Origin of the sequence: Kitasatospora sp. NPDC127111, from assembly GCF_042677465.1 — a bacterium.
Taxonomy (GTDB): Bacteria; Actinomycetota; Actinomycetes; order Streptomycetales; family Streptomycetaceae; genus Kitasatospora.
Map to the genome: position 1 here is coordinate 25,487 of NZ_JBHXTG010000068.1, position 25,469 is coordinate 50,955.

Below are 25,469 nucleotides of genomic sequence, written 5' to 3' on the forward strand. Positions count from 1 at the left end.
GTCAGAGCGGGCCGCCCGCGAGCAGGTCGTCGACCCGCGCTTCCCCATCACGGTACCTGCGGGTGATTTCGGCACTGCAGCCGTCCGCCGTCCGCAACAGCCGCTGCCGGCGGCCGGACACCTCGCGCTCGTGCGCCCGCAGCCGGTCCAGCGCGGCCAGCAGCTCCTCCTCCGGGTGCGCGGCGAGGTCCGCCAGCTCGACGTCCCCCATCAGCTCGTCCGCCTCCAGCCGGGACTCCCGGCCGCGCGGCGGCCCCAGCGTGACGTGCCGGGCGGAGCGCCGCACCGAGGACGGCGCGTCGGTGAGGATGGCCGGCAGCCGGTCCAGCAGGGCGCCGCCCAGCGGGCCGTCGCCCCCCGCCGCCGCCCGGACCGCGGTGCCCGGCCGGCGGTCCAGCTCGGCCCGGAGGATGTCCATCCGCCCGTGCAGCAGCCGCCGCAGGTACGAGAGGTCGGCCTCCTGCTCCAGGGTCTCGCGGCGCAGGGTCCGCAGCTGCGCCAGACCGAGCCGCCCCAGATCGGGTTCGCCCGCCGGGCCCTCCGCCCGGCCGGGGGCTCCCCCCGCCGCACCCGCGCCCTCGGGTGTCCGTCCCGACCGGTCCTGTGCCGCGCTGCTCGCGTCCATCCACCAACCACCTGCCGTCGTCCGATCCCGCCCGCTCGCGGCACCCCGTCGCCTGCCGCCGGTCCGGCCCGTCCCCCGGGGCGGGCCGTCGCGCGCACCCGTCCGATGGCACGTCGGGACGCCCCCGAAGGTTCCCGCCCCCGGGCGGTGCCACCCGTCGGGGCGACACCACCAGAACGCCTGACCTGTCGATTCGATCGACAGGCCGAACCGGGCCCGGCGCGGCGGACTCGGCGCCCCGGACCCCTTGTACGGTCCCCCAGCGTGCCACTCCGCCCGCCGCCGCCGCACCGCCCGTGCACCCGAACGGCCCCCTGGCGAACGGGGGTGGCTGATATGACCGGGGCTTTCCGCAGGAAGCGCGGCGCCAAAGGGTGCGCAAGCGCGCGCTACCCGGCGCACGCCAGTCCAGCGAGCGCCCCCAGCGGGAGTGCGGACGCACCCGGCCGCTCCGGCACAATGGCCGCATGCGAGCAGTGGTGCAGCGAGTGGCCGAGGCCAGGGTGACGGTGGCCGGAGAGACCGTCGGCGCGATCGAGGGGCCCGGGCTCTGCGTCCTGGTCGGCGTCACGCACGACGACACCCCCGCCAAGGCGGCCCAGCTGGCCCGCAAGCTCTGGACCCTGCGGCTGCTGCCGCCCGACCGGGACGGCGTCGAGCAGTCCTGCTCCGACCTGGCCGCCCCGCTGCTGGTGATCAGTCAGTTCACCCTCTACGGGGACGCCCGCAAGGGCCGCCGCCCCACCTGGAACGCCGCCGCCCCCGGCCCGGTCGCCGAGCCGCTGGTGGACGAGGTGGTCGCCCAGCTGCGCGCGCTCGGCGCCAAGGTCGAGACCGGCCGGTTCGGCGCCGACATGCAGGTGGCGCTGGTGAACGACGGTCCGTTCACGGTGCTCGTCGAGGTCTGACCGCTACTGCGGGACGATCACGTCCTGCGTCCCCGGCACCGTGCCGGCCAGCAGCACCGCGTCCACCGGGACGTTCCGCTTGACCACGGCCAGCGCGATCGGCCCCAGCTCGTGGTGGCGCGCCGAGGACGTCACGACGCCCAGCGCCCGGCCGTCCGGGTCCGAGGCGAGCCGCACCTCCGTGCCGTGCGGGGGCAGCACCTCCTCGGTGCCGTCCAGGTGCAGGAAGACCAGGCGGCGCGGCGGGCGGCCCAGGTTGTGCACCCGGGCGACCGTCTCCTGGCCGCGGTAGCAGCCCTTCTGCAGGTGCACGGCGGTGGCCAGCCAGTCCACCTCGTGCGGGATGGTCCGGTGGTCGGTCTCGAAGCCGAGCCGGGGCCGGTGCGCCTCGATCCGCAGCGCCTCGTAGGCCCAGATCCCGGCCGCCGGGCCGTAGGCCCCGGTCAGCGTCGCCAGCTCGGCGCGCGGCAGGAAGAGGTCCCGCCCGTACGGCAGCTCGCGCACCGCCGCGGCGCCGTCCACCGGGGCGGTGGAGCCGGCCGGCAGGTGCACCACCGCGTAGTCGGCGGTCGCGTCGGCGACCTCCACCCGGTAGAAGAACTTCATGCTCTCCAGGTAGCCGACCAGCGCCCGCTGCGTGCCCGGCTCGACGTGCGCCCAGGTGGTGGTGCCGTCGTCGACCAGGTAGAGCGCGTGCTCCACGTGCCCGTGCGGGGAGAGCACCAGCGCCTCGGTGGCCTGCTGCGGCGGCAGTGCGCTGACGTGCTGGGTGAGCAGCAGGTGCAGCCAGGTCAGCCGGTCCTCGCCGGTGACGGTGATCACGCCGCGGTGCGAGAGGTCCACGAAGCCGGTGCCGCGAGCGAGGCTCCGTTGCTCACGGAAGATGTCGCCGTAGTGGGCGGCCACGCCCTCGTCGGTTCCCTCGGCGGGGACGGCACCGGGCAGCGCAAGCAGCGGGCTCTTCATACCGGCCAGCTTACGACCGGCCCTCCGCGCGCTTGGCGGTGCAGTCGGCGCAGCGGCCGAAGATGGCGAAGTGCTCCAGGTCGGTGTCGAAGCCGTGCCGCTCGCGCAGGCTCTCGATCAGCGGCCGGGCGACCTCGGTCTCGGTCTCGGTGACCGCCCCGCAGTCCCGGCAGACCAGGTGCAGGTGGTGGTGCCGGCCCGCCACGTGGTACGTCGGGGCGCCGTGGCCGAGGTGCGCGTGCGACACCAGGCCGAGCTCCTCCAGCAGCTCCAGGGTCCGGTAGACGGTGGAGATGTTGATGCCGCTGGCGGTCCGCCGGACGTGGCCGAGGATCTCGTCCGGGGTCGCGTGGCCGAGCTCGTCGACCGCCTCCAGGACGAGCTGGCGCTGCGGCGTCAGCCGGTAGCCGCGCTCGCGCAGGTCGGCCTTCCAGTCGCCGGAGAGCCGGAGGCCGGTGCTGTCGGTGTCCGCCACGGTGTTGTCCCTGCCAAGGTCAAGGTCGGGTCCTGAGGCAAGTGTAGGGACCGGCCGGCGGCCGGTCCCTACCTCAGGTGGTGCGCAGTGTGCTCAGCGGCGGGGTGCCCGGCCGCGGTGTGCCCAGCGGCGGTGTGCCCGGCCGCGGTGTGCTCAGCGGAAGAACGCGATGCCGTCGTCCGGCAGGTCGTTGATGTCCTTGATCAGCTGCGCCGGGCTGAGCACCTTCTTCAGCTGCGCCGACATGTACGGGCGCAGCGGGACGTTCGGGGCGGCCTTCTCGCCGACCCAGAGCAGCTCCTCGTTGACGAAGCCGTAGAGGCGCTTGCCGCCCGAGTACTCCGGCGAGCCCTCGATCCGGGCCACGGCGTCCGTGGAGACGTCGATCTGCGGCTTGCCGTCGGCGAGCTCGCCGTACCAGATCTCCACGGTGCCGTCGTCACGGATGGAGGAGATCTCGATCCCGCGGACGCCGCTGGTGCCGTCGTGGTTGCTGGTGATCCGCCAGAACGCGTGCTCGTTCTCCAGCGGACGGACCTTCTCACCCTCGTTGTTCAGCACCCAGGTGCGGGAGCGGAACTCCAGGAAGGGCCGGCCGTCGTGCCGGATGACGATCTCCTGGCCGAAGTTGCACTTCTCCGTGCCGGGGAAGTCATAGACGCCCGCGCCCTCCCAGGTACCGAGGAGGAAGGCGAGCGGGACGACGTCCTTGTGGAGGTCAGAGGGGATCTCGATCATGTTCCTGGTCGCTGTCGTCGGTGTGGGACTGCTTCAACCGTACGGCAACCGCTCAGCGCTGGCCCTGGTACAGCTTCATCACCGAGAAGATGGCGAACCAGGTGATCAGCACGGCCATGAGGGCCAGCAGACCGTCGAAGAACATTTCCAGACCGGACACGGGGGGCTCCCAGGGCGGCGACAGTGTGGTGGATTTTGCTGGCGCTCACTCTATCCGCCGGGTGCCCGGGGGTCGCGGTGAGCCCCACCACGTCGCGGTTGCGGCGGGACTTAGGGTGACGGTCATGTCGTCGAAGAAGCTCGTCATCAAGGTCACCGCCGGGGCGGACGCGCCGGAGCGCTGCTCGCAGGCCTTCACGGTGGCCGCGGTCGCCGTCGCCAGCGGGATCGAGGTCTCGCTCTGGCTGACCGGGGAGTCGTCCTGGTTCGCCCTGCCCGGGCGGGCGGCGGAGTTCGAGCTGCCGCACGCGGCGCCGCTGCCGGACCTGCTGGAGTCGATCCTGGCGGCCGGCACCGTCACGCTCTGCACCCAGTGCGCGGCGCGGCGCGGGATCGAGCAGCAGGACACCGTCGAGGGTGTCCGGATCGCGGGCGCGCAGGTCTTCGTCAGCGAGATCACGGCCGACGGCGTGCAGGCGCTCGTCTACTAGCCGCGGCGCACTGGCCGCGATGCGCCACGCGCCACCGCCACCGCCGCGGCCACCGGTCGCGCGTCAGCGGTCTCGCGTGAGCGGCGCGCCCCAGCGGTGGCGCGTCACCCGTCGCGCGGTTCGTGGTCGGGGCGGTCCCGGTCGTGGCCCGGCTCGTCCCACTTCGGGTCGTCCCAGCGCGGGTCGTTCCACCAGTCGTCCTCCGGGTCGCGCCGGTTGGCGAAGACCGCGGCGGCCGGGGGGATGACCATCGCGACCAGGCACATGCCGATCGCGGCCGGGACGGACCAGAACCGCACCACGCCCCAGGCCAGCACGAACAGCCCGAGGCAGACGGCCATCATGGCGAAGTAGTAGCGGTGTCGCCGGCGTGCCTGCACGGTTCAACGGTATGCCCGAGGGCCCCTGCTCGGCAGGGGCCCTCGGGCGGGTCACCGCGTGGATCAGACGGCGATCGCGACCTCGGTCAGGTTGCCCTGGGAGGCGACCACCTGGCGGTCCACGGTCTGGCCCGGGACGAGCGCGCGCAGCGTCCACTTGCCCGGGCGGGCGAAGAACCGGAACTGGCCGGTCGCCGAGGTGGGCACCTCGGCCGTGAACTCGCCGCCCTCGTCGAGCAGCCGGACGTAGCCGTTGACCGGCTCGCCGTCTCGGGTCACGGAACCCTGGATGATCGTCTCGTTCGCCACGTCAACTCCTGCCAGGTCCGGGCCGCCGGCCTTCGCACCGCACATGTCTTGTCTTCCCTTCTGACTTACGGGTCGAGCCGGTGGCTCAGTTGCCGAGCTCGATCGGCACGCCCACGAGGCTGCCGTACTCGGTCCACGAACCGTCGTAGTTCTTGACGTTCTCCTGGCCGAGCAGCTCGTGCAGCACGAACCAGGTGAGCGCGGAGCGCTCGCCGATCCGGCAGTAGGCGATGGTGTCCTTCGCCAGGTCGATGCCCTCGGCCTCGTACAGGGCCTTCAGCTCGTCGTCGCTCTTGAAGGTGCCGTCGTCGTTGGCGTTCTTGGCCCACGGGATGTTGCGGGCGCTCGGCACGTGGCCGGGGCGCTGCGACTGCTCCTGCGGGAGGTGGGCCGGGGCGAGCAGCTTGCCGGAGAACTCGTCGGGCGAGCGCACGTCGACCAGGTTCAGGTTGCCGATGGCGGCGATCACGTCGTCGCGGAAGGCGCGGATCGAGGAGTCGGCGGCCTGCGCCTTGTACTCGGTCGCGGCGCGGGCCGGCACCTCGGAGACCAGGTCGCGGGAGTCCAGCTCCCACTTCTTGCGGCCGCCGTCGAGCAGGCGGACGTCGCCGTGGCCGTACAGCTTGAAGTACCAGTAGGCGTACGACGCGAACCAGTTGTTGTTGCCGCCGTAGAGGACGACGGTGTCGTCGTTGGCGATGCCCTTGGCGCTGAGCAGCGCCTCGAAGCCGGCCTGGTCGATGAAGTCGCGGCGGACCGGGTCCTGGAGGTCCTTCTTCCAGTCGATCCGGACCGCGTTGCGGATGTGGTTCTTGTCGTAGGCGGACGTGTCCTCGTCGACCTCGACGATGACGACCTTCGGGTCGTCCAGGTGGGCCTGGACCCAGTCGGCGTCGACCAGGACGTCGCTGCGGCTCATGGTGTGTTCTCCATCCGGGGGCGGTTGGCGGAAGGTGCTGCTGCTACGGGATGCTGCGGGTCTCCCGGCGGCCGGTCCGAATTCCTGTCCGAATACTGGGACGAGAAGGGGCGCGCGGTACGGCCGGGCGGTGGTCTGCGGGGGGCAGCGGCGACGGCCGGCCCGGAGGTCGGGCCAGGTCGCCGGGGGAATCGGCGGCGGGCTACAACTGCCCTGCCAGGATGCCGAGTTAGCGCATTCGACACAGACAGGCGGCCACGCGGCACAGGTCTACCGCCCGCCGCTTCGTGAGGTCCGTCTGTCGCTTCATGCCGACGATGCTAGGGACACCGGACGCCCGCTGTCATCAGCGTGTCGAATGGTGAGACCAGATGAATCGAATGTTGAGATTTGACGATCCCATGGAAGGCGGGAGCCGGCCAGGGGCCGTCCGGGGCTTCGCACCGGGGTGGCGACGGGGCGGGAACACCGCCGCTCCGCGGCCGGCGCTGGACAGCGCGTCTCGCGGAGCGGAACGGCGGGAGGGGCTGCGGTCAGCCGATGATCTTGACGTCCTTGCCGTCGAAGGTCAGCTGGAGGCCGTCCTCCTGCGGCGCCACCGACGCCAGCTTGAGGCCGGCCGGCATCGCCGAGAGGGTGAAGCTCACCGGCTCCACCTGCTGGTTGGTCAGGCCGGCCAGCATCCCGGCCATGCCGCTGAGCTTGAAGCCGTCCGCCGTGACGGTGTTGCCCTGGCTGTGCACCGAGCCCTCGCCGATCGGGAGCGGGCCCAGCGAGGCCTTGATCTTGCCCGGGCCGCCGTAGGAGAGGCTCAGCCGGGTGCTGGGGCCGATCATCGGCAGCTTGCCCGCGCTCGGCACCAGCTGGGAGGCCGGGGGCAGCAGCTGGGCCAGGTCCGCGTACGTGATCAGGCCGGTGCCGGTGCCGTCGTCCACGGTGGCGCTCCGCATGCTGTCGCTCACCTCGACCCCGGACAGCTTGGCCTTGAAGGAGTGCAGCGCCACCTGACGGTTGCCGTCGCCCACGGTCAGCCCGTCCGCCGAGATCCGGACGTCGTCCAGCTTCATCGAGAGCGCCTGGGTGAGGAACGGGAAGCCTTCGATCGACACGTCGGGGCGCTTGCTCATCCGGCCGCTCTTCACCATCTGGTCGGCGGCCTCGTCCTCGGCCACCCCGACGGCGATCCGGTCGGCGCCCACGAGCAGGCCGCACAGCACCGTCAGCCCGATCGTCGCCTTCAGCCAACCGCGCATCGCTCTCCCCCGTCGTCGCCTGTCGCTGTCGTCCTGCTGGTCGTGCCGGTCGTGTCCGCCGTGCCGGTCGTGCCGGTCGTGTCCGTCGTGCCGGCCGTGCCGGTCGTGTCCGTCGTGCCGGCCGTGTCCGTCGTGCTGATCGTGCCGGCCGTGCCGAGCCGGGACGGCCGCCCGCAGAACGGTACGACGCCCCGCCCCGGAGCTTGGTTCCGGGGCGGGACGTCGCGGTGGAGGTGCCGGAGCTCAGCCGACCAGCAGGCGGGTGGCGATCCAGACCAGCGGCGAGGCCACCGCCAGCGGCAGCGCCACGCCCGCCGTCATGTGCACGAAACGGGAGGGGAAGTCGTACGCCGCCACCCGGCGGCCGACCAGCGCGCCGAGGCCCGCGAGCGCGCCCAGCGCGAGCGGAGCGCCCACCACCAGGCCGAACACCACGGCCGCGACCAGACCGAGCACCGGGCCCAGCTGCTTCGGGCCGGGCAGCGGCGCGGCGGCCAGCACCGTGGCCAGCGCGACCGCGCCGACCGCCGCCGGCACCCAGTCGGCCAGCAGCAGCGCGGTGCAGAGCACCGTCATCACGGTCGCCGAGCCGAGCACGGTCAACGCGTAGAACCGCTCCTTCGGGTCCGAGGGCCGGAACGTCTGGAGCACCAGGACCAGCAGGAAGAAGCCGCCGAGCGCGCCGACCACGGCGGCCGCGCCGCCGTCGGTGTCGGCCAGCAGCACCGCCGCGTCGGCCGTGAACCCGGCCAGCGCCGCCAGCGCGATGCCCTGGCGGGCCGGCCACATGCCGTTCAGCCGGAACCAGCCGGCCGCCGTCAGGCCCTGGAGCAGCGCCACCACCAGGGCCAGCGCGACCTGTCCGAGCGCCGCGCCACCGGCCAGCAGCGCGGCGGCGCCGGCGGTGATCAGGGCGGGCTGCAGGCCCGGGTCGATGATCGGCGAGCCGGTCCGGGGCGTGCGCACCGGCGGCCCGGCCGGCGCGGCCGCGGCGGGCCCGGGCGGGCCCGCCGGGGCGGGCTGCGCGGGGACCGCGGCGTACGGCGCGGCGGGCGCGACCGGACGCTTGAGCGTCATGGTCGGCGGGTCGAGGACCGGCCCGGGGGCGGGAGCCGCGGCCGGCGCGGGAGCCGGCGCCTGGGGGTGGCCGGGGGCGGCGGTCGGCAGCGCGCCCGACACGACCACCGGCGGCAGCAGCGTGGTCGCCGCCGCGTCGTCCACCGCCGGGACGGGCGGCAGCAGCGTCGTCGCGCCCTCGTCCACGAGCGGCGCGCCGTGCGGCGACTGCTGCGCGTACGGGTGCTGCGGGGCGTACTGCTGCTGCCCGAACTGATCGGGCCCGGGCGCGTAATCCGGTCCGGGGGCGTGCGGCTGCGCCGCGTGCCCCTGCTGCGCATACGGCTCCGGCGCGTACGCCTGCTGCGCACGAGGGTGCTGCGGAGCCTGCGGGTCGTACGGGTGCTGCGGGTCGTACGGGTGCGGCGGCTGCTGCGCGTACGGGTGCGGAGGCTGCGCCTGCCGCGGCCAGCCGGCGGGGTCGTTCACGTGGTTCGGATCCGTCACGCCGCTCACCCTCCCGCGAACGGCGGGAGCACCTCGACCGTCCCGCCCTCGGTGAGGGCCACGGTCGCGTGGTCACGGCCGCCGACCGGCGAGCCGTCCACCAGGTAGGAGCAGTGCCCGAGCAGCCGGACGAGCTTCGGCCGGTCGGCGTGCCGCTCCCTGGCCGCGGCCAGCGCCTCCGCCAGGGTCGCCGCCCGGTACGGCTCCTCGGCCAGCCCGGCCTCCGACTTCGCCGCCGCCCAGTAGCGGATCGTCCCGCTCACCCGGGCGGCGCCCGCCGGCTCCGTGGTCGCACTCATGGCAACCCCTTCTCGTCGTCCTCGCCCGGGCCCGGTACCCCGGTCGGGTCGTCACCGGAGCGGCCGCGCACCACCCGAAAGGTGTACGCGCACGGTGCCGCCGATGTGCGTCCCATGATGGCGTGTCCGTCGCCGCGACCGGCAATCGCCCTGGCCTGGCCGCTGCCGGCGCCCGGCGAAGCTGTGGCCAGGCTCACCCCGGATCCGCCCGGATCGGCCGAACCCCGCCCTTCGAGCCCTCCCGGCGCGGGGGCCGGTCGGCTATTCTCGTCCCCTGAGGGATCCGGGCAGAGTCGCCCCCGGATCCTTTTGTGCTTTCAGGACGCCAGTACGGACGTCCTTGCGATTCGTCGGTCCACCCCCGGCGCGCCGCAGGGACCGCCCCGCCATTCGCGGCACAACGACGTGCCCGGGCCCGGCCGGGGTGTACGGAAACCGGCGCCGGGCCGCCGCCCGGTTCCGGACAGACCGGAAGGTTCGCGGGATGAGCAGGGCAGAAGCGGTGCTCCCGGGGTTGCGGGACCCCGGGCGCGCGGGCCGTCGCGCCGTGCACGCCGGCGAGTCCTCCGGTGGGCACCCGGCGTCCTCGCGTTCCCCCTCCCTCCCGCCGCCCGCCACCGCCCTTCCCGGGTCGCACGGCGCGCGGCACCCGCTCGAACGAGCGCCATCCGGCTGTGGCGGCAGCCGCAACGCGACCGCGACGACCCGGAAAGGGGACTAACCGGGTATGAGTTCTCTGCTCCTCCTCACCAACGCACTGCAGCCCTCAGCGGAGGTGCTGCCCGCCCTCGGCCTGCTGCTGCACAACGTCCGGGTGGCCCCCGCCGAGGGCTCCGCCCTCGTCGACACCCCCAGCGCCGACGTCATCCTGGTCGACGGCCGCCGCGACCTGCCGCAGATCCGCAGCCTCTGCCAGCTGCTGCGCTCCACCGGCACCGGCTGTCCGCTGATCCTGGTGGTCACCGAGGGCGGCCTGGCCGCCGTCACCGCCGACTGGGGGATCGACGACGTGCTGCTGGACACCGCCGGCCCCGCCGAGGTCGAGGCCCGGCTGCGGCTGGCCCTCGGCCGCCTCCAGGTGACCACCGACGACAGCCCGATGGAGATCCGCAACGGCGACCTCTCGGTCGACGAGGCCACCTACTCCGCCAAGCTCAAGGGCCGGGTGCTCGACCTCACCTTCAAGGAGTTCGAGCTGCTCAAGTACCTCGCCCAGCACCCCGGCCGGGTCTTCACCCGGGCGCAGCTGCTGCAGGAGGTCTGGGGCTACGACTACTTCGGCGGCACCCGGACGGTCGACGTCCACGTCCGGCGGCTGCGCGCCAAGCTCGGCGTGGAGCACGAGGGGCTGATCGGCACCGTGCGCAACGTGGGCTACCGCTTCGTCGTCCCGGAGAAGCCGGACAAGGGCGAGCGGCCGGAGCTCACGCAGCGTTCCTCGGCCCCGGCGGAGGCCTGACCGACGGCCGGGCGGGTGCGCCCGCCCGGCCTGTCCTGATTCGCCCGGCGGTGTCCCGGGCATTCCGCCCACCGGCCGAGCTCCCACTGCCCCGGCGGACGCCACCCGCGTAGACTCCCCTCGTGGCCAAAGTGACGCGCGACGATGTAGCCCGACTGGCTGGGACCTCGACCGCGGTCGTCAGCTACGTCATCAACAACGGGCCGCGCCCGGTCGCGCCCGCCACCAAGGAGAAGGTGCTCGCGGCGATCGAGCAGCTCGGCTACCGGCCGAACAGCGTCGCCCAGGCGATGGCCTCCCGCCGCACCAACCTGATCGGCATGGTCGTCCCCGACGCCCGCCAGCCGTTCTTCGCCGAGATGGCGCACGCCGTGGAACGAGCCGCCTCCGAGCGCGGCAAGCTCGTGCTGATCGGCAACTCCGACTACGTGGACGACCGCGAGGTGCACTACGTCCGCGCCTTCCTCGGCATGCGGGTCTCCGGCCTGATCCTGGTCAGCCAGGGCCCCTCGCAGCGGGCCGCCGAGGAGTTCGCCGCGATGGAGGGGGCGAAGGTGGTGCTGCTGCACCGCCGGCCCGAGGCGATCGACGACGTCGCGGTGGTCACCGACGACGTGGGCGGCGCCGAGGCCGTCGTCCGCCACCTGCTGGAGGAGCACGGACACCCGTACGTGGCCTGCTTCGGCGGCCCGGTCGACTCCCCCGCGCCCGGCGACCCGGTCATCGACCACGTCGAGGGCTGGCAGCGCGCGATGGACGCGCACGGCCTGCCCACCGAGCCGTACCTGATCGACGCGCCCTTCCACCGCTACGGCGCCTACGACGTCGCCCTCGGCGTGCTGCGCTCGGAGCGGCGGCCCTCGGCGATCTTCTGTTCCACCGACGACCAGGCGATCGGCGTGCTGCGGGCCGCCCGCGAGCTCGGCCTGCGGGTCCCGGAGGACCTCGCGGTGGCGGGCTTCGACGACGTCCCCGAGGCCGCCCTCGCCGACCCGCCGCTGACCACCGTCGCCTCCGACCGGGACGCGATGGCCCGCGCCGCGGTGGACCTGGTGCTGGACGACTCGCTGATGGTGCCCGGCTCGGACACCGAACGGGTCCGCAAGTTCCCGTCCCGCCTGGTCATCCGCCGTTCCTGCGGCTGTCACCCGGACGGGGCGCCGTCCGGGGCCTGACCAGGCTTTATGAGAAGTCAACGGGCTTCTCGGAGCGTTCTGAGCCGGCTCTCATCGGATTCTCATCCGGCGGACGGACGTTGGTCGGCATGAGCGATCAGCAGCGTCACGGACGGCAGCACCACGGCGAGCACGGCGGGTACGGCGAGCGGTACGGGGCGCCGTACGGCGGCGCTCACGGCGGGCAGTACGGCGCGCCGTACGACGCGTACGACGCCGGCCGGCACCCGCGGCACGCGGCCGACGGCCAGGTCATCCCGGGCACGGTCCTCGACAGCAGCACCACCGGGTACCCCGGCGCCGGGACGCCCCCGGTCGCCCCGCCCCCTCCGCCGCCCGCCGCGCCCCCGACCCCGCCCGGGCCGCCCGAGCCCGGCGGCCCGGCCTCCCACGGCGGCCGCGCCCGGCGGGGCCTCCTCCGCGGCCGGGTCGCCCTGGTCACCGCCGTCGCCGCGGTCGCCGCCGTGCTCGGCGGGGTGACCGGTGGCGTGGTCGCCGCCGGGGAGCAGGGCTCCGCCGGCCGCACCGCCACCATCGCCAGCCCGGTCTCCGCCCGCTCGGACGGCAGCGCCGACGTGGCCGCCATCGCCTCCGCCGTCTCGCCCAGCGTCGTCCAGGTCACCGTCAGGACCGCCAACGGCACCTCCACCGGCACCGGCGTGGTCCTCGACAAGAACGGCCGGATCCTCACCAACTACCACGTGGTCTCCGGCGCGGCCGCCGGCGGCCAGGTCACCGTCACCTTCAAGGACGGCTCCACCGCCAGGGCCACCGTCACCGGCACCGACAAGGCCCTGGACGTCGCCGTGATCACCGCGAGCGGCGCGAAGAACCTCACCCCCGCCACCCTCGGCGACTCCTCCACCGTCGCGGTCGGCGACCCGGTCGTCGCGATCGGCAACCCCGAGGGCCTCACCGGCACCGTCACCTCCGGCATCATCAGCGCCGAGAACCGCGAGGTCACCGTCCAGGTCGACGAGGGCACCACCAGCGGCAACGGCGGCTTCGGCTTCCCCAACCTGCCCGGCCTGCGCGGCAGCACCCCGCAGAGCGGCGGCCAGACCACCACCTACAAGGCCTTCCAGACCGACGCCGCGCTCAACCCCGGCAACTCCGGCGGCCCGCTGATCAACGCGAAGGGGCAGGTCATCGGCATCAACTCGGCGATGTACTCGCCCACCGGCACCAGCTCCACCGCCGGCGGCAGCACGGCCGGCAGCGTCGGCCTCGGCTTCGCCATCCCGGTCAACGACATCAAGCAGGTGCTGCCCGAGCTGGAGGCCGGCCGGAACCTCTGAGCCGGACAATTGAGCAGTCCGACACTCCCCGCGGCCCCACCGCGCGGGCCCATCGAGCAGGCCCACCGCGTCAGCCCATCGAGCGAACCCACCGAGCAGGCCCTCCGACGACCGAGAAAGGGCAACCGCCCATGACCCCGTCCGCCGACGACCGCACCCCCGCCGAGCCCGGACAGCCGTCCGCCCGGCTCCTCGTGGTCGACGACGAACCCGCCCTCCGGGACGCCCTGGAGAGCAGCCTCGCCTTCGAGGGCTACGAGGTCACCACCGCCACCGACGGCTACGAGGCGCTGGAGTCCGTCGAGCGCGACAAGCCCGACCTCGTCCTGCTCGACGTCATGATGCCCCGGATGGACGGCCTCACCGCCGTCCGCCGGATGCGCTCGCGCGGCGACACCGTCCCGGTGCTCATGCTCACCGCCCGCGACGCCGTCGGCGACCGGGTCACCGGCCTCGACGTCGGCGCCGACGACTACCTCGCCAAGCCCTTCGAACTCGACGAACTGCTCGCCCGGGTCCGCGCCCTGCTCCGCCGCAACGCCCTCGCCGCCGAGGCCGCCGCGCGGGCCGCGGCCGTCGAGGACGACACCGAGGTGCTCGCCTTCGCCGACCTGCGGATGAACACCGCCACCCGGGAGGTCAGCCGGGCCGGCAAGCCCGTCGAGCTGACCCGCACCGAGTTCATGCTGCTGGAGATGTTCCTCTCCCACCCCCGCCAGGTGCTCACCCGCGAACAGATCCTCAAGGCGGTCTGGGGCTTCGACTTCGAGCCCTCCTCCAACTCCCTGGACGTCTACGTGATGTACCTGCGCCGCAAGACCGAGCAGGGCGGCATGCCCCGGCTCATCCAGACCGTACGCGGCGTCGGTTACGCCCTCCGCCCGGCCGCCGGCACCCAGGCGTGAACGACACCGTCCCGCCGCCTCCCCCGCTGGCCCCGCCCCGCGTCCCGCGCCACCGGCGCCTGCTCACCTGGTACCGCGCCCGCTCCCTGCGCAGCCGGCTCACCTTCCTCACGGCGGCGGCGGTCGCGGTGGCGATCGCGCTGTCGGCCCTGGCGTGCTGGTTCATCGTGGAACAGCGGCTGTACGACCAAGTGGACCGCAATCTCGCCACCGCGCCGCCCTCACCGGTCCAGGACGGACCACCTGGCGGGAAGCCGCAGCAGGGGCTGCGCGACTACTACTGGTGTGCCCCGACGTCGAACGCCGCGCTCGCCGCGGCGACGGCGGCGAGCGCGGCCAGCACTCCGGGCGGCGGCCGGATCCTGGTCGGCGCCCCCAAGTGGACCGTCGAGGTCGTCTCGCCGGACGGCCAGCCCTGCCTGCCGACGGGCGCCACCCACGCCATCACGATCGCCCCGACCGACCTGAAGGCCTTGCAGGGCCCCGCGCGGCCGGGCCGCTACACGTACCGCGACGGGTCGTTCAGCACCGGTGAGGACGTGCGCGTGCGCGTTTCCACGTTCCTGTTCGACGGGAAGGTCCACACGTACCTGGTGGCCGACCCGGTGGGCACCGTCGAGGAGTCCCTCAACCAACTCGCCCTCATCCTCGGCGGCGTCGCCGTCGGCGGCATCGTCCTCGCCGGGCTCGCCGGCCGCCTCGTCGCGCGTTCCGCCCTCAAGCCGGTCGACCGGCTCACCGACGTGGTGGAGCACATCGCCCGCACCGAGGAGGTCGGCACCACCATCCCCGTCCACGGCAGCGACGAGATCGCCCGGCTCTCCACGTCCTTCAACTCCATGAGCACCGCGCTCGCCAACTCCCGGGAGCGGCAGACCCGGCTGATCGCCGACGCCGGGCACGAGCTCCGGACGCCGCTGACGTCCCTGCGGACCAACGTCGACCTGCTGATCCGCAGCGACGAGACCGGCCGTCCGCTGCCCGCCGGCACCCGGACCAAGCTGCTCGGGAACATGAAGGCGCAGATGCAGGAACTCACCGTCCTGATCGGCGACCTGCTGCAGCTCTCCCGCCCGGACTCGCCCCGGCAGGTCCGCAACCTCGCCGTGGTCGCCCTGCACGAGACCGCCCACCGGGCCGTCGAGCGGGCCAAGCTGCGCGGGCCGGGGCTGGCCTTCGAGACCGACGTCGCGCCCTGGTACGTGCACGGGGACGCCGCCGCGCTGGAGCGGGCGGTGATCAACCTGCTCGACAACGCGGTGAAGTACAGCCCGCCCGGCGGCACCGTCGAGGTCCGCCTCGACCGGGGCGTGCTGACCGTCCGCGACCACGGGCCGGGCATCCCGGCGGACGAGCTGCCGTACGTCTTCGACCGGTTCTGGCGCTCCCCGTCCTCGCGCCAGCTCCCCGGCTCCGGGCTGGGGCTGTCGATCGTGGCGCAGAGCGTGCGGGAGGCCGGTGGCGAGGTGTCGCTCGGCCCGGCCCCGGACGGCGGGCCGGGCGCCCTGGCCACCGTCCGGCTGCCCGGCGGACCGACCCCCGCCTGAGCCGCGGGGAAGACGAACGGGCGGGGCGCCCCGACAGCGCCCCGCCCGTCTCATGTCCGGCACACGGTCAGTCGATGTCGCTGCCCGGGCCGATGACCTTGATGCGGTCCTGCGCCGGCGCCTTCAGCGGGGAGGCCGCCGAGCTGTGGGCACCGAGGTAGGCGGTGAACACGTCCAGGTCCGAGGCGCCGACGAGCTTGTCGGTGCCGGCCGCGAAGGCCGGGAAGCCGTCGCCGCCGCCCGCCAGGAACTCGTTGGCCGCGACCCGGTACTTGCCGGCCGGGTCGATCGGAGCGCCGTTGAGGCGGATCGAGTCCACCAGCACGCGGGCCGCGCCGGTCTTCCGCATGTCCAGCGTGTAGGCCAGGTTCTTCGAGGACTGCAGGATCTTCGGCGCCGCGTCGTTCGGGCCGCTCACCTGCTGCTGGAGCAGCTGGACCAGCTGGGCGCCGGTCAGCGTCTTGACCTGCATCATGTTGGTGAACGGCTGGACGGTGAACGCCTCGCCGTAGGTCACCACACCGTCGCCCTCGGCGCCGCTGGCCTTGTACACCAGGTCGGAGCGGATGCCGCCGGGGTTCATGAACGCGACCTGCGCGCCGCCCTTGTCCGCGGGGGCCAGGCCCTCCAGCTGCGCGTCGGCGATCACGTCACCGAGCGGCTTCTCCAGGTCGCTGCTGCCGCGGCCGTTGATGTCCGAACCGATGTAGCCGACCGGGCGGTTGGCGATCGGCGCGGCCAGCTTGGAGTAGTGCGCGATCAGCTCCGTCATGTCCGGGGCCTTCTCGACCGTCCGGCGCACGACGTGGTTCTCGGCCTTGACCGACGGGCGCACGATGGCGCCGGTGGTCTTGTCGAGCTTCAGGTTGATCTCGGTGAAGAGCCGGCCGAAGGAGGCGGCGCTGGTCACCGAGCGCGGCACGCCCTGCGGGTCGGGGATGGTGCAGGCGTACGCGTTGTGGGTGTGGCCGGTGACGATGGCGCCGATCGCCGGGTCCAGGTTCTTGGCGATGTCGACGATCGGGCCGGAGATGCCCTGGCCGGCGGTGCCGCAGTCGTAGTTGTACGTGCTGCTGGCCGGGTAGCCGCCCTCGTGGATCAGCGCGACGATCGAGTTGACGCCCTGCTTCTTCAGCTCGGCGGCGTACTTGTTGATCGTGGCGACCTCGTTGCCGAACTTCAGGCCCTTGACGCCCTCGGCGGTCACGATGTTCGGCGTGCCCTCCAGCGTGGCGCCGATGAAGCCGACCTTCACGCCCTGCGACTTGGTCACCCAGTACGGGGCCAGGATCGGCTTGCCGGTCTTCTCGTTGGTGACGTTGGCGGCCAGGTAGTTGAAGTTGGCGCCCTTGAACTTGCGCCCCTCCTCGTAGCAGCCGTCCACCGGGTGGCAGCCGCCCTCCTGGAGGCGGATCAGCTCTTTGGCGCCCTCGTCGAACTCGTGGTTGCCGACCGCGGTGACGTCCAGGCCGAGCTTGTCCATCGCCTCGATGGTGGGCTCGTCGTGGAACAGCGCGGAGGTCAGCGGGGAGGCGCCGACGATGTCACCGGCGGCGACGGTGATCGAGTCGTCGGCCGGGATCCGGGCCTGGCGCAGCGCGGTGGCCAGGTACTCGATGCCACCCGCCGGGGTGGAGACGACCTGGCCGGTGGCCGGGTCGATCTCCTTGATGGTGCCGGAGGAGCCGGCCGGGGGCTCCAGGTTGCCGTGGAAGTCGTTGATCGCCAGCAGCTGGAGGTTGACGGTCTTCTGACGCTTGGCGTCCGCGGCCTGGGCGGCCGTCGGTACGGCGAGCGTGCCGACCAGGCCGGCCGCGGCGACTGCGGCCAGCACCGCACGTCGGGATCTGACGGAAAGCATGCGGGTCCCCTGCCCCTTGAGAGAGCGCCCGGCTGTGGACAGTTCCGGGCGCCGGCATGTGTGTTGCGCGAGTGCAGCCTAGAGTCAACGCGCGTAGCTGTCAGGACCCTGAACGTAACGACAGGGTTACCTACTGACGAATCGTCGCCACCCGCCCGCCCCCGCCGCACCGCGCCGACACGCCGGACCGCCGGCCCCCGAGCCGCCGCCGGGACCGCTCCGGCGGCCCGGCCGACCCGGTCAGACGCCCGGTTCGGACGCCAACTGCCGCTCCGCGCGGGCCCGCTCGGCCACCGCGTCCTCGGTCATCGCGCGGTCGGTGTAGACCAATGGCCGCTCGGTGTCGGTGATGATGTGCTTCACCACCTGGACGTTGCCGTTCACGTCCCAGACCGCGATGCCCGGCGAAAGTGTGGGGATGATCTCCACCGCCCAGCGCGGCAGACCCAGCACCCGGCCGGTGGCTCTCGCCTCCTCGGCCTTCTGCATGTAGATGGTCCGGGTGGAGGCCATCTTCAGGATCGCCGACGCCTCCTTGGCCGCCGCGCCGTCCACCACGTCGGACAAATGGTGCACCACGGCCACGAAGGAGAGACCGAGGCGGCGCCCGAACTTCAGCAGCCGCTGGAACAGCTGCGCCACGAAGGGGCTGTTGATGATGTGCCACGCCTCCTCGACCAGGAAGATCCGCTTCTTCCGGTCCGGCCTGATCCAGGTGTGCTCCAGCCACACGCCGACGATCGCCATCAGGATCGGCATCGCGATCGAGTTGCGGTCGATGTGCGACAGGTCGAAGACGATCAGCGGCGCGTCCAGGTCGATGCCGTCGGTCGTCGGCCCGTCGAACATGCCGCGCAGGTCACCGTCCACCAGCCGGTCCAGCACCAGCGCCACGTCCAGGCCCCAGGACTGCACCTCGTCCACCGCCACGCCCAGCGACTCCACCGAGGACAGCTCGGGGCTGCGCAGGGTGTCGATGATGTCGTCCAGCACCGGCTGGCGGTCGGTCACCGTCGCCACCACGTGGGCGTGCGCGGCCTTCAACGCGAACCCGGCCCGCTCCTCCAGGCCGCGCCCCATCGCCACCTCGATGATGGTGCGCAGCAGCGACAGCTGGCCGGTCTGGGTGATCGCCGGGTCCAGCGGGTTCAGCTTCACCCCGCCGTCCCGGGCCGCCATCGGGTCGAGCCGGATCGACTTTATGCCCAGCGCGTCGGCGATCAGGTTCCACTCGCCGACCCCGTCCTCACCCTGCGCGTCCAGCACCACCACCTGCCGGTCCCGGAACCGCAGCTGGCGCAGCACGTACGTCTTCTCCAGCGCCGACTTGCCGTTGCCGGACTCGCCCAGCACCAGCCAGTGCGGGGCCGGCAGCTGCTGCCCGTACAGCTGGAACGGGTCGTAGACGTACCCCTTGCCGCTGTACACCTCGCGGCCGATGATCACGCCGGAGTCGCCCAGCCCCGGGGCGGCGGTGGGCAGGTAGACCGCCTGGGCCTGCCCCGTGGAGGTGCGCACCGGCAGCCGGGTGGTCTCCACCTTGCCGAACATCAGGCTGGTGAACGCGTCGGTGAGGTTGCCGATCGCCATGCGGGGCCTCCAGGTGGATCAGCGGCGGATGCCGGTGGCGAACGGCAGGGTGTTGACGAAGGCCCGGTGGTGCTCGCGGTCGCACCACTCCAGCTTGAGGTAGCTCTTGCCGGCCGAGGCGCGGATCGTCCGCTTGTCCCGGGCCAGCGCCTCGGGGTTGCGCGAGGACACCGTGATGTAGCCGACCAGGTTGACCCCGGCCGCGCCGGACGCCAGGTCGTCACCGCGCTGGTCGACCCGGCCGGTGTGGGCCAGGTCGCGCGGGTCGACCGTGCGGTTCATCTTGGCGGCGCGGCTCGCCTCCGCCTCGTCGTTGGTCTTCTCGGTGAGCATCCGCTCGATCGCGACGTCGGTCGGCTCCAGGTCCATCGTCACCGCGACCGTCCGGATCACGTCCGGGGTGTGCACCAGCAGCGGGGCCAGGAAGTTGACGCCCACCGGGGTGAGCGGCCACTCCTTGATCCAGGCGGTGGCGTGGCACCACGGCTCGCGGGTCGCCGACTCTCGGGTCTTCGCCTGCAGGTACTGCGGGTGCGTCGCGTCCAGCTCGGCCGGCCAGGCGTTGCGCCGGGACATCGCCTGGATGTGGTCGATCGGGTGGTCCGGGTCGTACATCGAGTGCAGCAGCGAGGACAGCCGGGCCTGGCCCAGCGGCTGGCGCACCCGGATGTCCGCCTCCGCCAGCCGCGCGCAGATGTCGGTCAGCTCACGGGCCATCACCGCGGCCAGGCCCTCGTCGTCCCGGGCCCGTCGGCCGGTCGCCGTCCGGCCCATCGCGTGCGCCTCGGCCGCCAGGTCACGGGTGTAGTGCATGCAGGCCACCAGGTACGCGCGGTGCTGCTCGGAGGAGGTCGACACCATCGACTGCAGCTGGTCGTACGACTCCTTCAGCCAGCGCGGCGCGTCGTGGTCGCCGCGCCGCTCCACGTCCTTGGCGTGCGCGTCCGGGTCGGCCGGCAGCGTCCGGGCCAGGATCTGCAGCCGGGTCACGAAGCCGTCCCCGTTGGCGACGTGCTTCAGCAGCGTGCCGAAGCGGTCGACCAGGGCCTCCTGGTCCTCCGAGTCGCGCAGGCCGACGCCCGGCCCCTCGATCTCGATCGCCGCCGTCACCGTGCGCCGCTCCAGGTGCATCAGCACCCCGACCTCGTCCGGCCCGAACGGCGCCGCCAGCCAGCGCAGCCGCCCGACCCCGGGCGGCGGCCCGACCTCGACCTCGCGGCCGTCCAGCCGGGTGCCGGCGTCCATCGCGTCCGACTTCCACACCGCCCGGCCGCTGCGGACCGTCCGGCGGTAGGTGCGGTTGATCTCCACCCACTTGTAGAACGTCCGGCGCCGGTACGGCACGTAGACCGCCGCGATGGCCAGCAGCGGCAGGCCGACCAGACCCGCGATGCGCAGCGGCAGGATCGGCATCATCAGGCCCCAGACCATGCCGAGGAACGCCCCGAAGATGATCAGGACGATCTCGCCGGACTCCCGGTTGCGGCCGATCGGCGCGTTCGGGCGGGCCTTGCCGATCAGGTAGGTGCGGCGCTGGTGCACGTACGGCTGGGCGTACTGGGCACCGTACTGGCCGAGCGGTTCGCTGCTCACTTACCCGTCACCCTCCCTTCGCTGGATTGCTGTCGCGGATCGGAACGTCGCGCATCGGCACCGAGGCCGGCGGCGCGGCCTGCGGTGGCGGCGCCGGGGTCCGCGCGGCGTGGGCGGCGATGCCCGGCGCGACCGAACCGCCGCCCGCGGCCCCACCACCGCCGCCGGCCCCCTGCGGACCGCGGTCGCCGTGGGTGCTGATGCCCTGCTTCAACAGGTTCGCCGTTCCGTTGATCATCGCCGAACCGGCCGACACCGCGTTGGCCCGGGCGTTGCGCATGCTCATGATCTCGTCGCCGAAGCCCGGCACGAAGCGGTAGACGGCGGCGCTCGCGAAGATCGACAGGAAGAGGATCGCCAGACCCGACAGCACCCGGGCGAAGTCGTCACTGGCCCCGGCACCGGTCGCCACCGCGCCGGCCAGACCGAGGATGATCACGATGATCGGCTTCGCCAGGTCCACCGCCAGCATCACCCCCGCCCAGCGGCGCACGTGCTTCCACAACTGCTTGTCCACCAGCCCCGCGTACACCGCCGTCCCCAGCAGCGCGCCCACGTACAGCATCGCCGCCCGGATCAGAAGTTCGACCCAGAGCACCGCCGCCGCCAGCACGGCCACCAGCGACACGATGATCAGGATCAGCGGGCCGCCGCCCATGTTGCCCTTCTCCAACGTGTCCGCGAACCCGCCCAGGTACGTCCCGGTGTCCGACTTCGTCCCCACCGCGATCGCCTTGGTCAGCCCGTCCGTCGCGCTCACCACGGTGTACAGGATCAGCGGCGTGAACGCCGAGGCCACCACGGTCAGCCAGAGGAAGCCGATCGCCTCCGAGATCGCCGTCGTCAACGGCGCCCCGCGCACGGCCCGCTTCGTCACCGCCAGCAGCCAGAGCACCAGCGTGATGATCGTCGACGCGGCGAACACCACCGCGTACTGCTGCAGGAACGACGCGTTGGTGAAGTCCACCTGCGTCGTCCCGTCGATCGCCCCCGACAGGCTCCGCACCACCCACGCCGCCGCCTGCGCACACCCCTTCGCCAACGACCCGAGCGGATCGGTCACACTCCCGACGGCCCCGGTCCCGGGGAGGGAGCCGCCACCCGGCTTGGAGGCACAGTAAACGCCGCTACCGGGCAGCGGCAGAACATCACAGTCGTTCCCGGTCGGAGACGCGGTGGGACTGGGGCTGGGGCTGGGATCGGCGAACGCCTGGGAGGCAACCGCCACTGCGGCTGCCTGAAGGACGACCAGAGCACCAAAGACCCCACCGACCCGGGACAATCTCCTGGTAACGGCATCAACGGGCATAGCGGAAACCCCCGAACTGCTGGACGGCGCCGGTGATCTCCTCGGCGGTGGCGGCCTGTTGGTCGCCCGGCATGGGGGCCGGGCCCTGCCGGCTTGCGTAGTCGGCGAGCTTCCAGTCGGTGCCCGTCCAGCGGAGGGTGAGCGTGAGGGTGAACCAGTTCGCGGTGACGGGCTGGACGGAGCGCTCCCCTGCGAGGCCGGTGAGGCCGGTGCACCAGACCTCGACCTTGGCGTCGTTGTCGCTGTAGTTGACCGACTTGGTGCCGGCCGGGACGGTGCGGCTGACGAAGGTGAGGCCCTTCGGCGCGCGGCCCTGGGCGTCGAGGCCGTAGCGGGCGGCGGTGTCGCCCCCGAAACCCTGGTCGAGGCGGGACTGGAGGGTGGCGGTGGCGGACGGGTCGGTGATCGTGGCGACGATGGTGTGGCGGCTGTCGGTGCGGAACATGTCGGCGGAGCCGATCGCCACCGCGTAGTTGGCGGCGGCGGACTGCGCGCCCTGGTCGGTGCGCGGGAAGCCGCTCGCGATGCCGTTGGTGGTGGTGCCGACGGGCTGGTCGCCGCTGGGGGCGGGGCCGGCGCCGGAGGCGGCGGTGGGGGCGGCGTCGGCGGAGCGGCCGCCGGTGCCGGGGTCGGCCTTGCCGCGGTTGGCGATGGAGATCGCGACCACGAGCAGGGTGACGACGGCCAGGACGGTCAGCAGGGTGCGCAGTGGCCTGGGCTGACGGGCGCTCGGCTGGGAGGAGGCCTGTTCGCCGACCGGCAACCGCGTACGGGTGTGCGGCTGGTCGTCGGACAACGGCACGGCGGCCCTCCTGGTGCGGGGAGCCGGGGCGGCTCCGGGGCCCCTCCGCCCGTGGACGGGGGCGGAGGGCGGGGTGATGGACGGGTTCCCGGCGGGGAATCCGGCGGATCAGGACGGCCGGACGGCGGGGCGGATGGGTGGCCCGCCGGTGCGCGTCCGGGTTGTCCGATCGTCAGATGGCCATGCCGTACACAATGGTGAACAGAGTGCCGAGTGATCCAATGATGAACACGCCGGTCAGGCCGGCGATGATCAGCCCCTTGCCCTGTTCGGCGCCGAAGCTGTCCCGCATGGCGGTCGCGCCGATGCGCTGCTTGGCCGCGCCCCAGACGGCGATGCCGAGGCAGGCCAGGATCGCCACGGCCATGACGACCTCGACCATCACCCGGGCCTCCGACCCGAGGCTCGCGAACGGGCCCCAGTCCGGGGCGATCCCGCCGATGATGGTGTCGATATTCGGCTTCTTAGGAGGGTCCTCGGCCAGGTGGCCGATCGCGATGCTGTCCACGCTGCTCAGGTTCATTTCCATCTCACCGCCCGATCAGGCAAATTCAAGGCCCCAGACCCCGTCCGCGCGAAGGGTCGGTACCTATTCTTGGCCAGATCTGATGTCGACTTGGCTGCTTCTCGCGGATTGGTCGTGAGGCATCGGACACGTACGCGAGGATGTCCACCGTACGAAGGATAGCGCTCACTCTTTGTATCTCTGATGATTGCGGTGAGCAACGCCTTCCGGGACACTTCGACTGACGATTCGTCGGGATGGTGCTGATGGTACTCCGGAAGGGCGGTACGGCCGCCGCCGCTGCGGGAGTTGTCGCGGTCGGCTTCATCGGACTGGTCACGGTCGGGACGTATGCGGCGAGTGGTGCGCCGCAGCAGTCGGCGAATCGCGCCGCGCTCTCGCCGGGCACCGTTCCGGCCGCCTACCAGGCGCCGATCCAGCAGTGGGGCTCGCTCTGTCCGGAGATCTCGCCGCCGATGCTCGCGGCGCAGCTGTACCAGGAAAGCGGTTTCGACCCTCGCGCCCAGTCCGGCGTGGGTGCGCAGGGAATGGCGCAGTTCATGCCGGGCACCTGGGCGACATACGGCACCGACGGCAACAATGACGGCAGGAAGGACGTCTGGGACCCGATGGACGCGATCGCCTCGGCGGCGACCTTCGACTGCGCGCTCGCCAAGGACGTCGCCGGCGTTCCGGGCGACCGCCAGGCCAACCTGCTGGCCGCCTACAACGCCGGCCCGTACGCGGTGACCAAGTACAACGGGGTGCCGCCGTACAAGGAGACGCAGGGCTACGTGCGGAACATCCAGGCGATGGCCCGCAGTTTCACCGCGCCGACCGCGCCGGTGGAGGTCTCCCAGCAGTCGTCCGGCGCGATCTACTTCGCCCAGACCAAGCTCGGCACCCCGTACCTGTGGGGCGGCGAGGGCCTGCCCTCGCAGAACGGGCGGTTCGACTGCTCCGGGCTCACCCAGGCCGCGTACGCCAGCGTGGGCATCACCCTCCCCCGGGTCGCGAACGACCAGTGGTACGCCGGTCCGCACCCCTCGCGCGACCAACTGCGCCCGGGGGACCTGGTGTTCTGGGCGACGGACCTGACGGATCCGCGCAGCATCCACCACGTCGGCATCTACGTCGGCGGCGGCTACATGATCAACGCGCCGCACACGGGTGCGGTGATCCGCTACGACAAGATCGACACCAGGGAGTACATCGGCGCCACCCGGGTCACCTCCGACGGCGCCCAGGCCCTGCCGGGGCGCAACGCGGACGGCAGCATCACCGCCCCGAGCCGCCCCGGCACCACCGCTCCCGAGTCCCCGACCCCCGCCCCCGCCAACCAGCCCGCCGCCGCCGCGCCCGCGGCCCCGACGTCCAGGGCGGCGGTCGCGGCCGGCCCCGCCCCGACAGGTCCAGGTCAAACGCCTGCAAAGAACTGACCCGCCCCGGGCCCGCTGGTGTGAGTGCGGTGTGGACGCTGAGTCAAGTTTCCATAACCGCGCGTTTCCGTGGAACGCTGTGCGCCGGTTATGACGTTGTGTCCGGTGGTTGCGCGTCACCCCTCCGCACCGGTCCGAGCCGGGAGGGGCTGGGCGGGCCCACGGCCGGAACGAACAGGTGCTGCGGACCAGAAGGAGGTGCGGCGTGTCGACGCCGCTTGCCGACACGACCAACCCCGACCTCGGCCTGCTCTACGCCGTCAACGGCCTGGCCAAGCGTTCCCCGGACTGGCTGGACCACGTGGTCTCCTGGATCGGCGAGTACGGCATCCTGATCGGCCTGGCGATGCTGGGCCTGGTCGGCTGGCTGCAGGCCAGACGCCGCCCGGACGCCCCGGTGGCCGTGGCCGGCCTGCTCTGGGCCCCGCTCTCGGTGGCCATCGCCGAGCTGGCCAACCTCCCGATCGCGGCCATCGTGGACCGGCCGCGCCCGTTCGTCGACCACCCCGGGCTGGACGTGCTGGTGGACGGCAAGGCCGGCACGCACTCCTTCGTCAGCGACCACTCGACCATGTCGATGGGCATCGCCGTGGCGCTGTTCCTGGTGAACCGGCGGCTGGGCTGGATCGCCGGCGGGCTCGCCCTGCTGCAGGGCTTCTGCCGGATGTACATGGGCGTCCACTACCCCACCGACGTGATCGGCGGCTTCGCGCTCGCCACCGCGGTGGTGCTGCTGCTGGCGCCGATCGCGATGGCCGTCCTCGTCCCGCTCTGCCACGCGCTCAGCCGGACCGCCGTCGCCCCGCTGATCGCGGCCCCGTGACCCCGGGCCGGGGCGCCCGCCGAACCCCGCCGCCCCGCCGCCCTGCCGCCCGCCGTCGTGACGTCCGCTCAAGTCCAA

26 protein-coding genes are annotated in these 25,469 nt (G+C 72.8%); 9 read left to right on the top strand and 17 right to left on the bottom strand.

Features of this window, described 5'->3' with window-relative positions:
- Position 1: 1 nt before the first annotated feature.
- Positions 2-625 carry an ABC transporter substrate-binding protein gene (locus ACFVHB_RS31265; RefSeq protein WP_380328932.1) on the bottom strand — a complete coding sequence of 208 codons (624 nt, stop codon included), beginning with the start codon at positions 623-625 and terminating at the stop codon, positions 2-4.
- Positions 626-1,092: 467 nt separating this feature from the next.
- On the opposite strand from ACFVHB_RS31265, the gene dtd reads away from it, so the two are divergent.
- Positions 1,093-1,533, top strand: a complete 441-nt coding sequence (dtd, locus tag ACFVHB_RS31270; protein WP_380328934.1) for a D-aminoacyl-tRNA deacylase — start codon at positions 1,093-1,095, stop codon at positions 1,531-1,533.
- Positions 1,534-1,536: 3 nt separating this feature from the next.
- On the opposite strand, the gene ACFVHB_RS31275 is transcribed toward dtd, so the two are convergent.
- The 3 genes from ACFVHB_RS31275 to ACFVHB_RS31285 form a co-directional block, all read right to left on the bottom strand.
- Positions 1,537-2,499: a YgfZ/GcvT domain-containing protein gene (locus ACFVHB_RS31275; protein ID WP_380328936.1), complete on the bottom strand. Its 963-nt coding sequence runs from the start codon at positions 2,497-2,499 to the stop codon at positions 1,537-1,539.
- A gap of 10 nt (positions 2,500-2,509) precedes the next feature.
- Positions 2,510-2,974, bottom strand: coding sequence for a Fur family transcriptional regulator (locus tag ACFVHB_RS31280; RefSeq protein ID WP_380328938.1), 465 nt, complete (start codon positions 2,972-2,974; stop codon positions 2,510-2,512).
- Positions 2,975-3,127: 153 nt separating this feature from the next.
- The gene (locus ACFVHB_RS31285) at positions 3,128-3,712 is read right to left on the bottom strand and encodes an FABP family protein (RefSeq protein ID WP_380328940.1); all 585 of its coding nucleotides are present in this window, start codon (positions 3,710-3,712) and stop codon (positions 3,128-3,130) included.
- A 284-nt stretch (positions 3,713-3,996) separates the two neighbouring features.
- Between ACFVHB_RS31285 and ACFVHB_RS31290 the strand changes: the two genes are divergently transcribed.
- Complete coding sequence (locus ACFVHB_RS31290) at positions 3,997-4,362, top strand: DsrE family protein (protein ID WP_380328942.1); 366 nt, start codon at positions 3,997-3,999, stop codon at positions 4,360-4,362.
- A 104-nt stretch (positions 4,363-4,466) separates the two neighbouring features.
- Here ACFVHB_RS31290 and ACFVHB_RS31295 read toward each other — a convergent pair whose 3' ends face one another.
- The 7 genes from ACFVHB_RS31295 to ACFVHB_RS31325 all read right to left on the bottom strand — a co-directional run bounded on the left by ACFVHB_RS31295 (position 4,467) and on the right by ACFVHB_RS31325 (position 9,085).
- Positions 4,467-4,742, bottom strand: coding sequence for a DUF3099 domain-containing protein (locus ACFVHB_RS31295; RefSeq protein WP_380328944.1), 276 nt, complete (start codon positions 4,740-4,742; stop codon positions 4,467-4,469).
- A 63-nt stretch (positions 4,743-4,805) separates the two neighbouring features.
- Positions 4,806-5,096 (bottom strand): DUF1416 domain-containing protein, encoded by a 291-nt coding sequence (locus ACFVHB_RS31300; RefSeq protein WP_093861460.1) that lies wholly within the window; start codon positions 5,094-5,096, stop codon positions 4,806-4,808.
- 40 nt (positions 5,097-5,136) lie between these two features.
- Entirely contained in the window at positions 5,137-5,970 is an 834-nt protein-coding gene (locus tag ACFVHB_RS31305; RefSeq protein WP_380328946.1) for a sulfurtransferase, read from the bottom strand.
- Between the two features lie 229 nt (positions 5,971-6,199).
- Positions 6,200-6,280 carry an Ms5788A family Cys-rich leader peptide gene (locus tag ACFVHB_RS31310; protein WP_350517234.1) on the bottom strand — a complete coding sequence of 27 codons (81 nt, stop codon included), beginning with the start codon at positions 6,278-6,280 and terminating at the stop codon, positions 6,200-6,202.
- Positions 6,281-6,503: 223 nt separating this feature from the next.
- Positions 6,504-7,223, bottom strand: a complete 720-nt coding sequence (locus ACFVHB_RS31315) for a DUF2993 domain-containing protein (RefSeq protein WP_380328948.1) — start codon at positions 7,221-7,223, stop codon at positions 6,504-6,506.
- 243 nt (positions 7,224-7,466) lie between these two features.
- A complete protein-coding gene (locus ACFVHB_RS31320; RefSeq protein ID WP_380328950.1) occupies positions 7,467-8,786 on the bottom strand; it encodes a hypothetical protein in 1,320 nt (439 codons plus the stop codon).
- Positions 8,787-8,791: 5 nt separating this feature from the next.
- Complete coding sequence (locus tag ACFVHB_RS31325) at positions 8,792-9,085, bottom strand: MoaD/ThiS family protein (RefSeq protein WP_380328952.1); 294 nt, start codon at positions 9,083-9,085, stop codon at positions 8,792-8,794.
- Positions 9,086-9,812: 727 nt separating this feature from the next.
- Here ACFVHB_RS31325 and ACFVHB_RS31330 point away from each other — a divergent pair.
- The 5 genes from ACFVHB_RS31330 to ACFVHB_RS31350 all read left to right on the top strand — a co-directional run bounded on the left by ACFVHB_RS31330 (position 9,813) and on the right by ACFVHB_RS31350 (position 15,469).
- The gene (locus ACFVHB_RS31330) at positions 9,813-10,544 is read left to right on the top strand and encodes a response regulator transcription factor (protein ID WP_380328954.1); all 732 of its coding nucleotides are present in this window, start codon (positions 9,813-9,815) and stop codon (positions 10,542-10,544) included.
- Between the two features lie 122 nt (positions 10,545-10,666).
- Entirely contained in the window at positions 10,667-11,719 is a 1,053-nt protein-coding gene (locus ACFVHB_RS31335) for a LacI family DNA-binding transcriptional regulator (protein WP_380328956.1), read from the top strand.
- Between the two features lie 89 nt (positions 11,720-11,808).
- Positions 11,809-13,017, top strand: coding sequence for a S1C family serine protease (locus ACFVHB_RS31340; protein ID WP_380328958.1), 1,209 nt, complete (start codon positions 11,809-11,811; stop codon positions 13,015-13,017).
- A 131-nt stretch (positions 13,018-13,148) separates the two neighbouring features.
- Entirely contained in the window at positions 13,149-13,922 is a 774-nt protein-coding gene (locus ACFVHB_RS31345) for a response regulator transcription factor (protein ID WP_380328960.1), read from the top strand.
- Positions 13,919-15,469 carry a sensor histidine kinase gene (locus ACFVHB_RS31350; RefSeq protein WP_380328962.1) on the top strand — a complete coding sequence of 517 codons (1,551 nt, stop codon included), beginning with the start codon at positions 13,919-13,921 and terminating at the stop codon, positions 15,467-15,469. Before ACFVHB_RS31345 ends, ACFVHB_RS31350 begins: the two co-directional genes overlap by 4 nt.
- Before the next feature lie 67 nt (positions 15,470-15,536).
- Here ACFVHB_RS31350 and ACFVHB_RS31355 read toward each other — a convergent pair whose 3' ends face one another.
- The 6 genes from ACFVHB_RS31355 to ACFVHB_RS31380 all read right to left on the bottom strand — a co-directional run bounded on the left by ACFVHB_RS31355 (position 15,537) and on the right by ACFVHB_RS31380 (position 23,147).
- Positions 15,537-17,330 (bottom strand): bifunctional metallophosphatase/5'-nucleotidase, encoded by a 1,794-nt coding sequence (locus tag ACFVHB_RS31355; protein WP_380328964.1) that lies wholly within the window; start codon positions 17,328-17,330, stop codon positions 15,537-15,539.
- Positions 17,331-17,570: 240 nt separating this feature from the next.
- Entirely contained in the window at positions 17,571-18,920 is a 1,350-nt protein-coding gene (locus ACFVHB_RS31360) for an ATP-binding protein (RefSeq protein ID WP_380328966.1), read from the bottom strand.
- Positions 18,921-18,938: 18 nt separating this feature from the next.
- Positions 18,939-20,513: an SCO6880 family protein gene (locus ACFVHB_RS31365; RefSeq protein WP_380328968.1), complete on the bottom strand. Its 1,575-nt coding sequence runs from the start codon at positions 20,511-20,513 to the stop codon at positions 18,939-18,941.
- A gap of 7 nt (positions 20,514-20,520) precedes the next feature.
- Positions 20,521-21,822, bottom strand: a complete 1,302-nt coding sequence (locus tag ACFVHB_RS31370; RefSeq protein WP_380328970.1) for a hypothetical protein — start codon at positions 21,820-21,822, stop codon at positions 20,521-20,523.
- Positions 21,812-22,624 carry a hypothetical protein gene (locus ACFVHB_RS31375; protein WP_380328972.1) on the bottom strand — a complete coding sequence of 271 codons (813 nt, stop codon included), beginning with the start codon at positions 22,622-22,624 and terminating at the stop codon, positions 21,812-21,814. Before ACFVHB_RS31375 ends, ACFVHB_RS31370 begins: the two co-directional genes overlap by 11 nt.
- Positions 22,625-22,796: 172 nt before the next feature.
- Positions 22,797-23,147, bottom strand: coding sequence for a hypothetical protein (locus ACFVHB_RS31380; protein ID WP_360190542.1), 351 nt, complete (start codon positions 23,145-23,147; stop codon positions 22,797-22,799).
- Positions 23,148-23,395: 248 nt separating this feature from the next.
- On the opposite strand from ACFVHB_RS31380, the gene ACFVHB_RS31385 reads away from it, so the two are divergent.
- Entirely contained in the window at positions 23,396-24,568 is a 1,173-nt protein-coding gene (locus ACFVHB_RS31385; RefSeq protein ID WP_380328977.1) for an NlpC/P60 family protein, read from the top strand.
- 205 nt (positions 24,569-24,773) lie between these two features.
- Positions 24,774-25,391: a phosphatase PAP2 family protein gene (locus ACFVHB_RS31390; RefSeq protein ID WP_380328974.1), complete on the top strand. Its 618-nt coding sequence runs from the start codon at positions 24,774-24,776 to the stop codon at positions 25,389-25,391.
- The last annotated feature ends 78 nt before the right edge of the window (positions 25,392-25,469 follow it).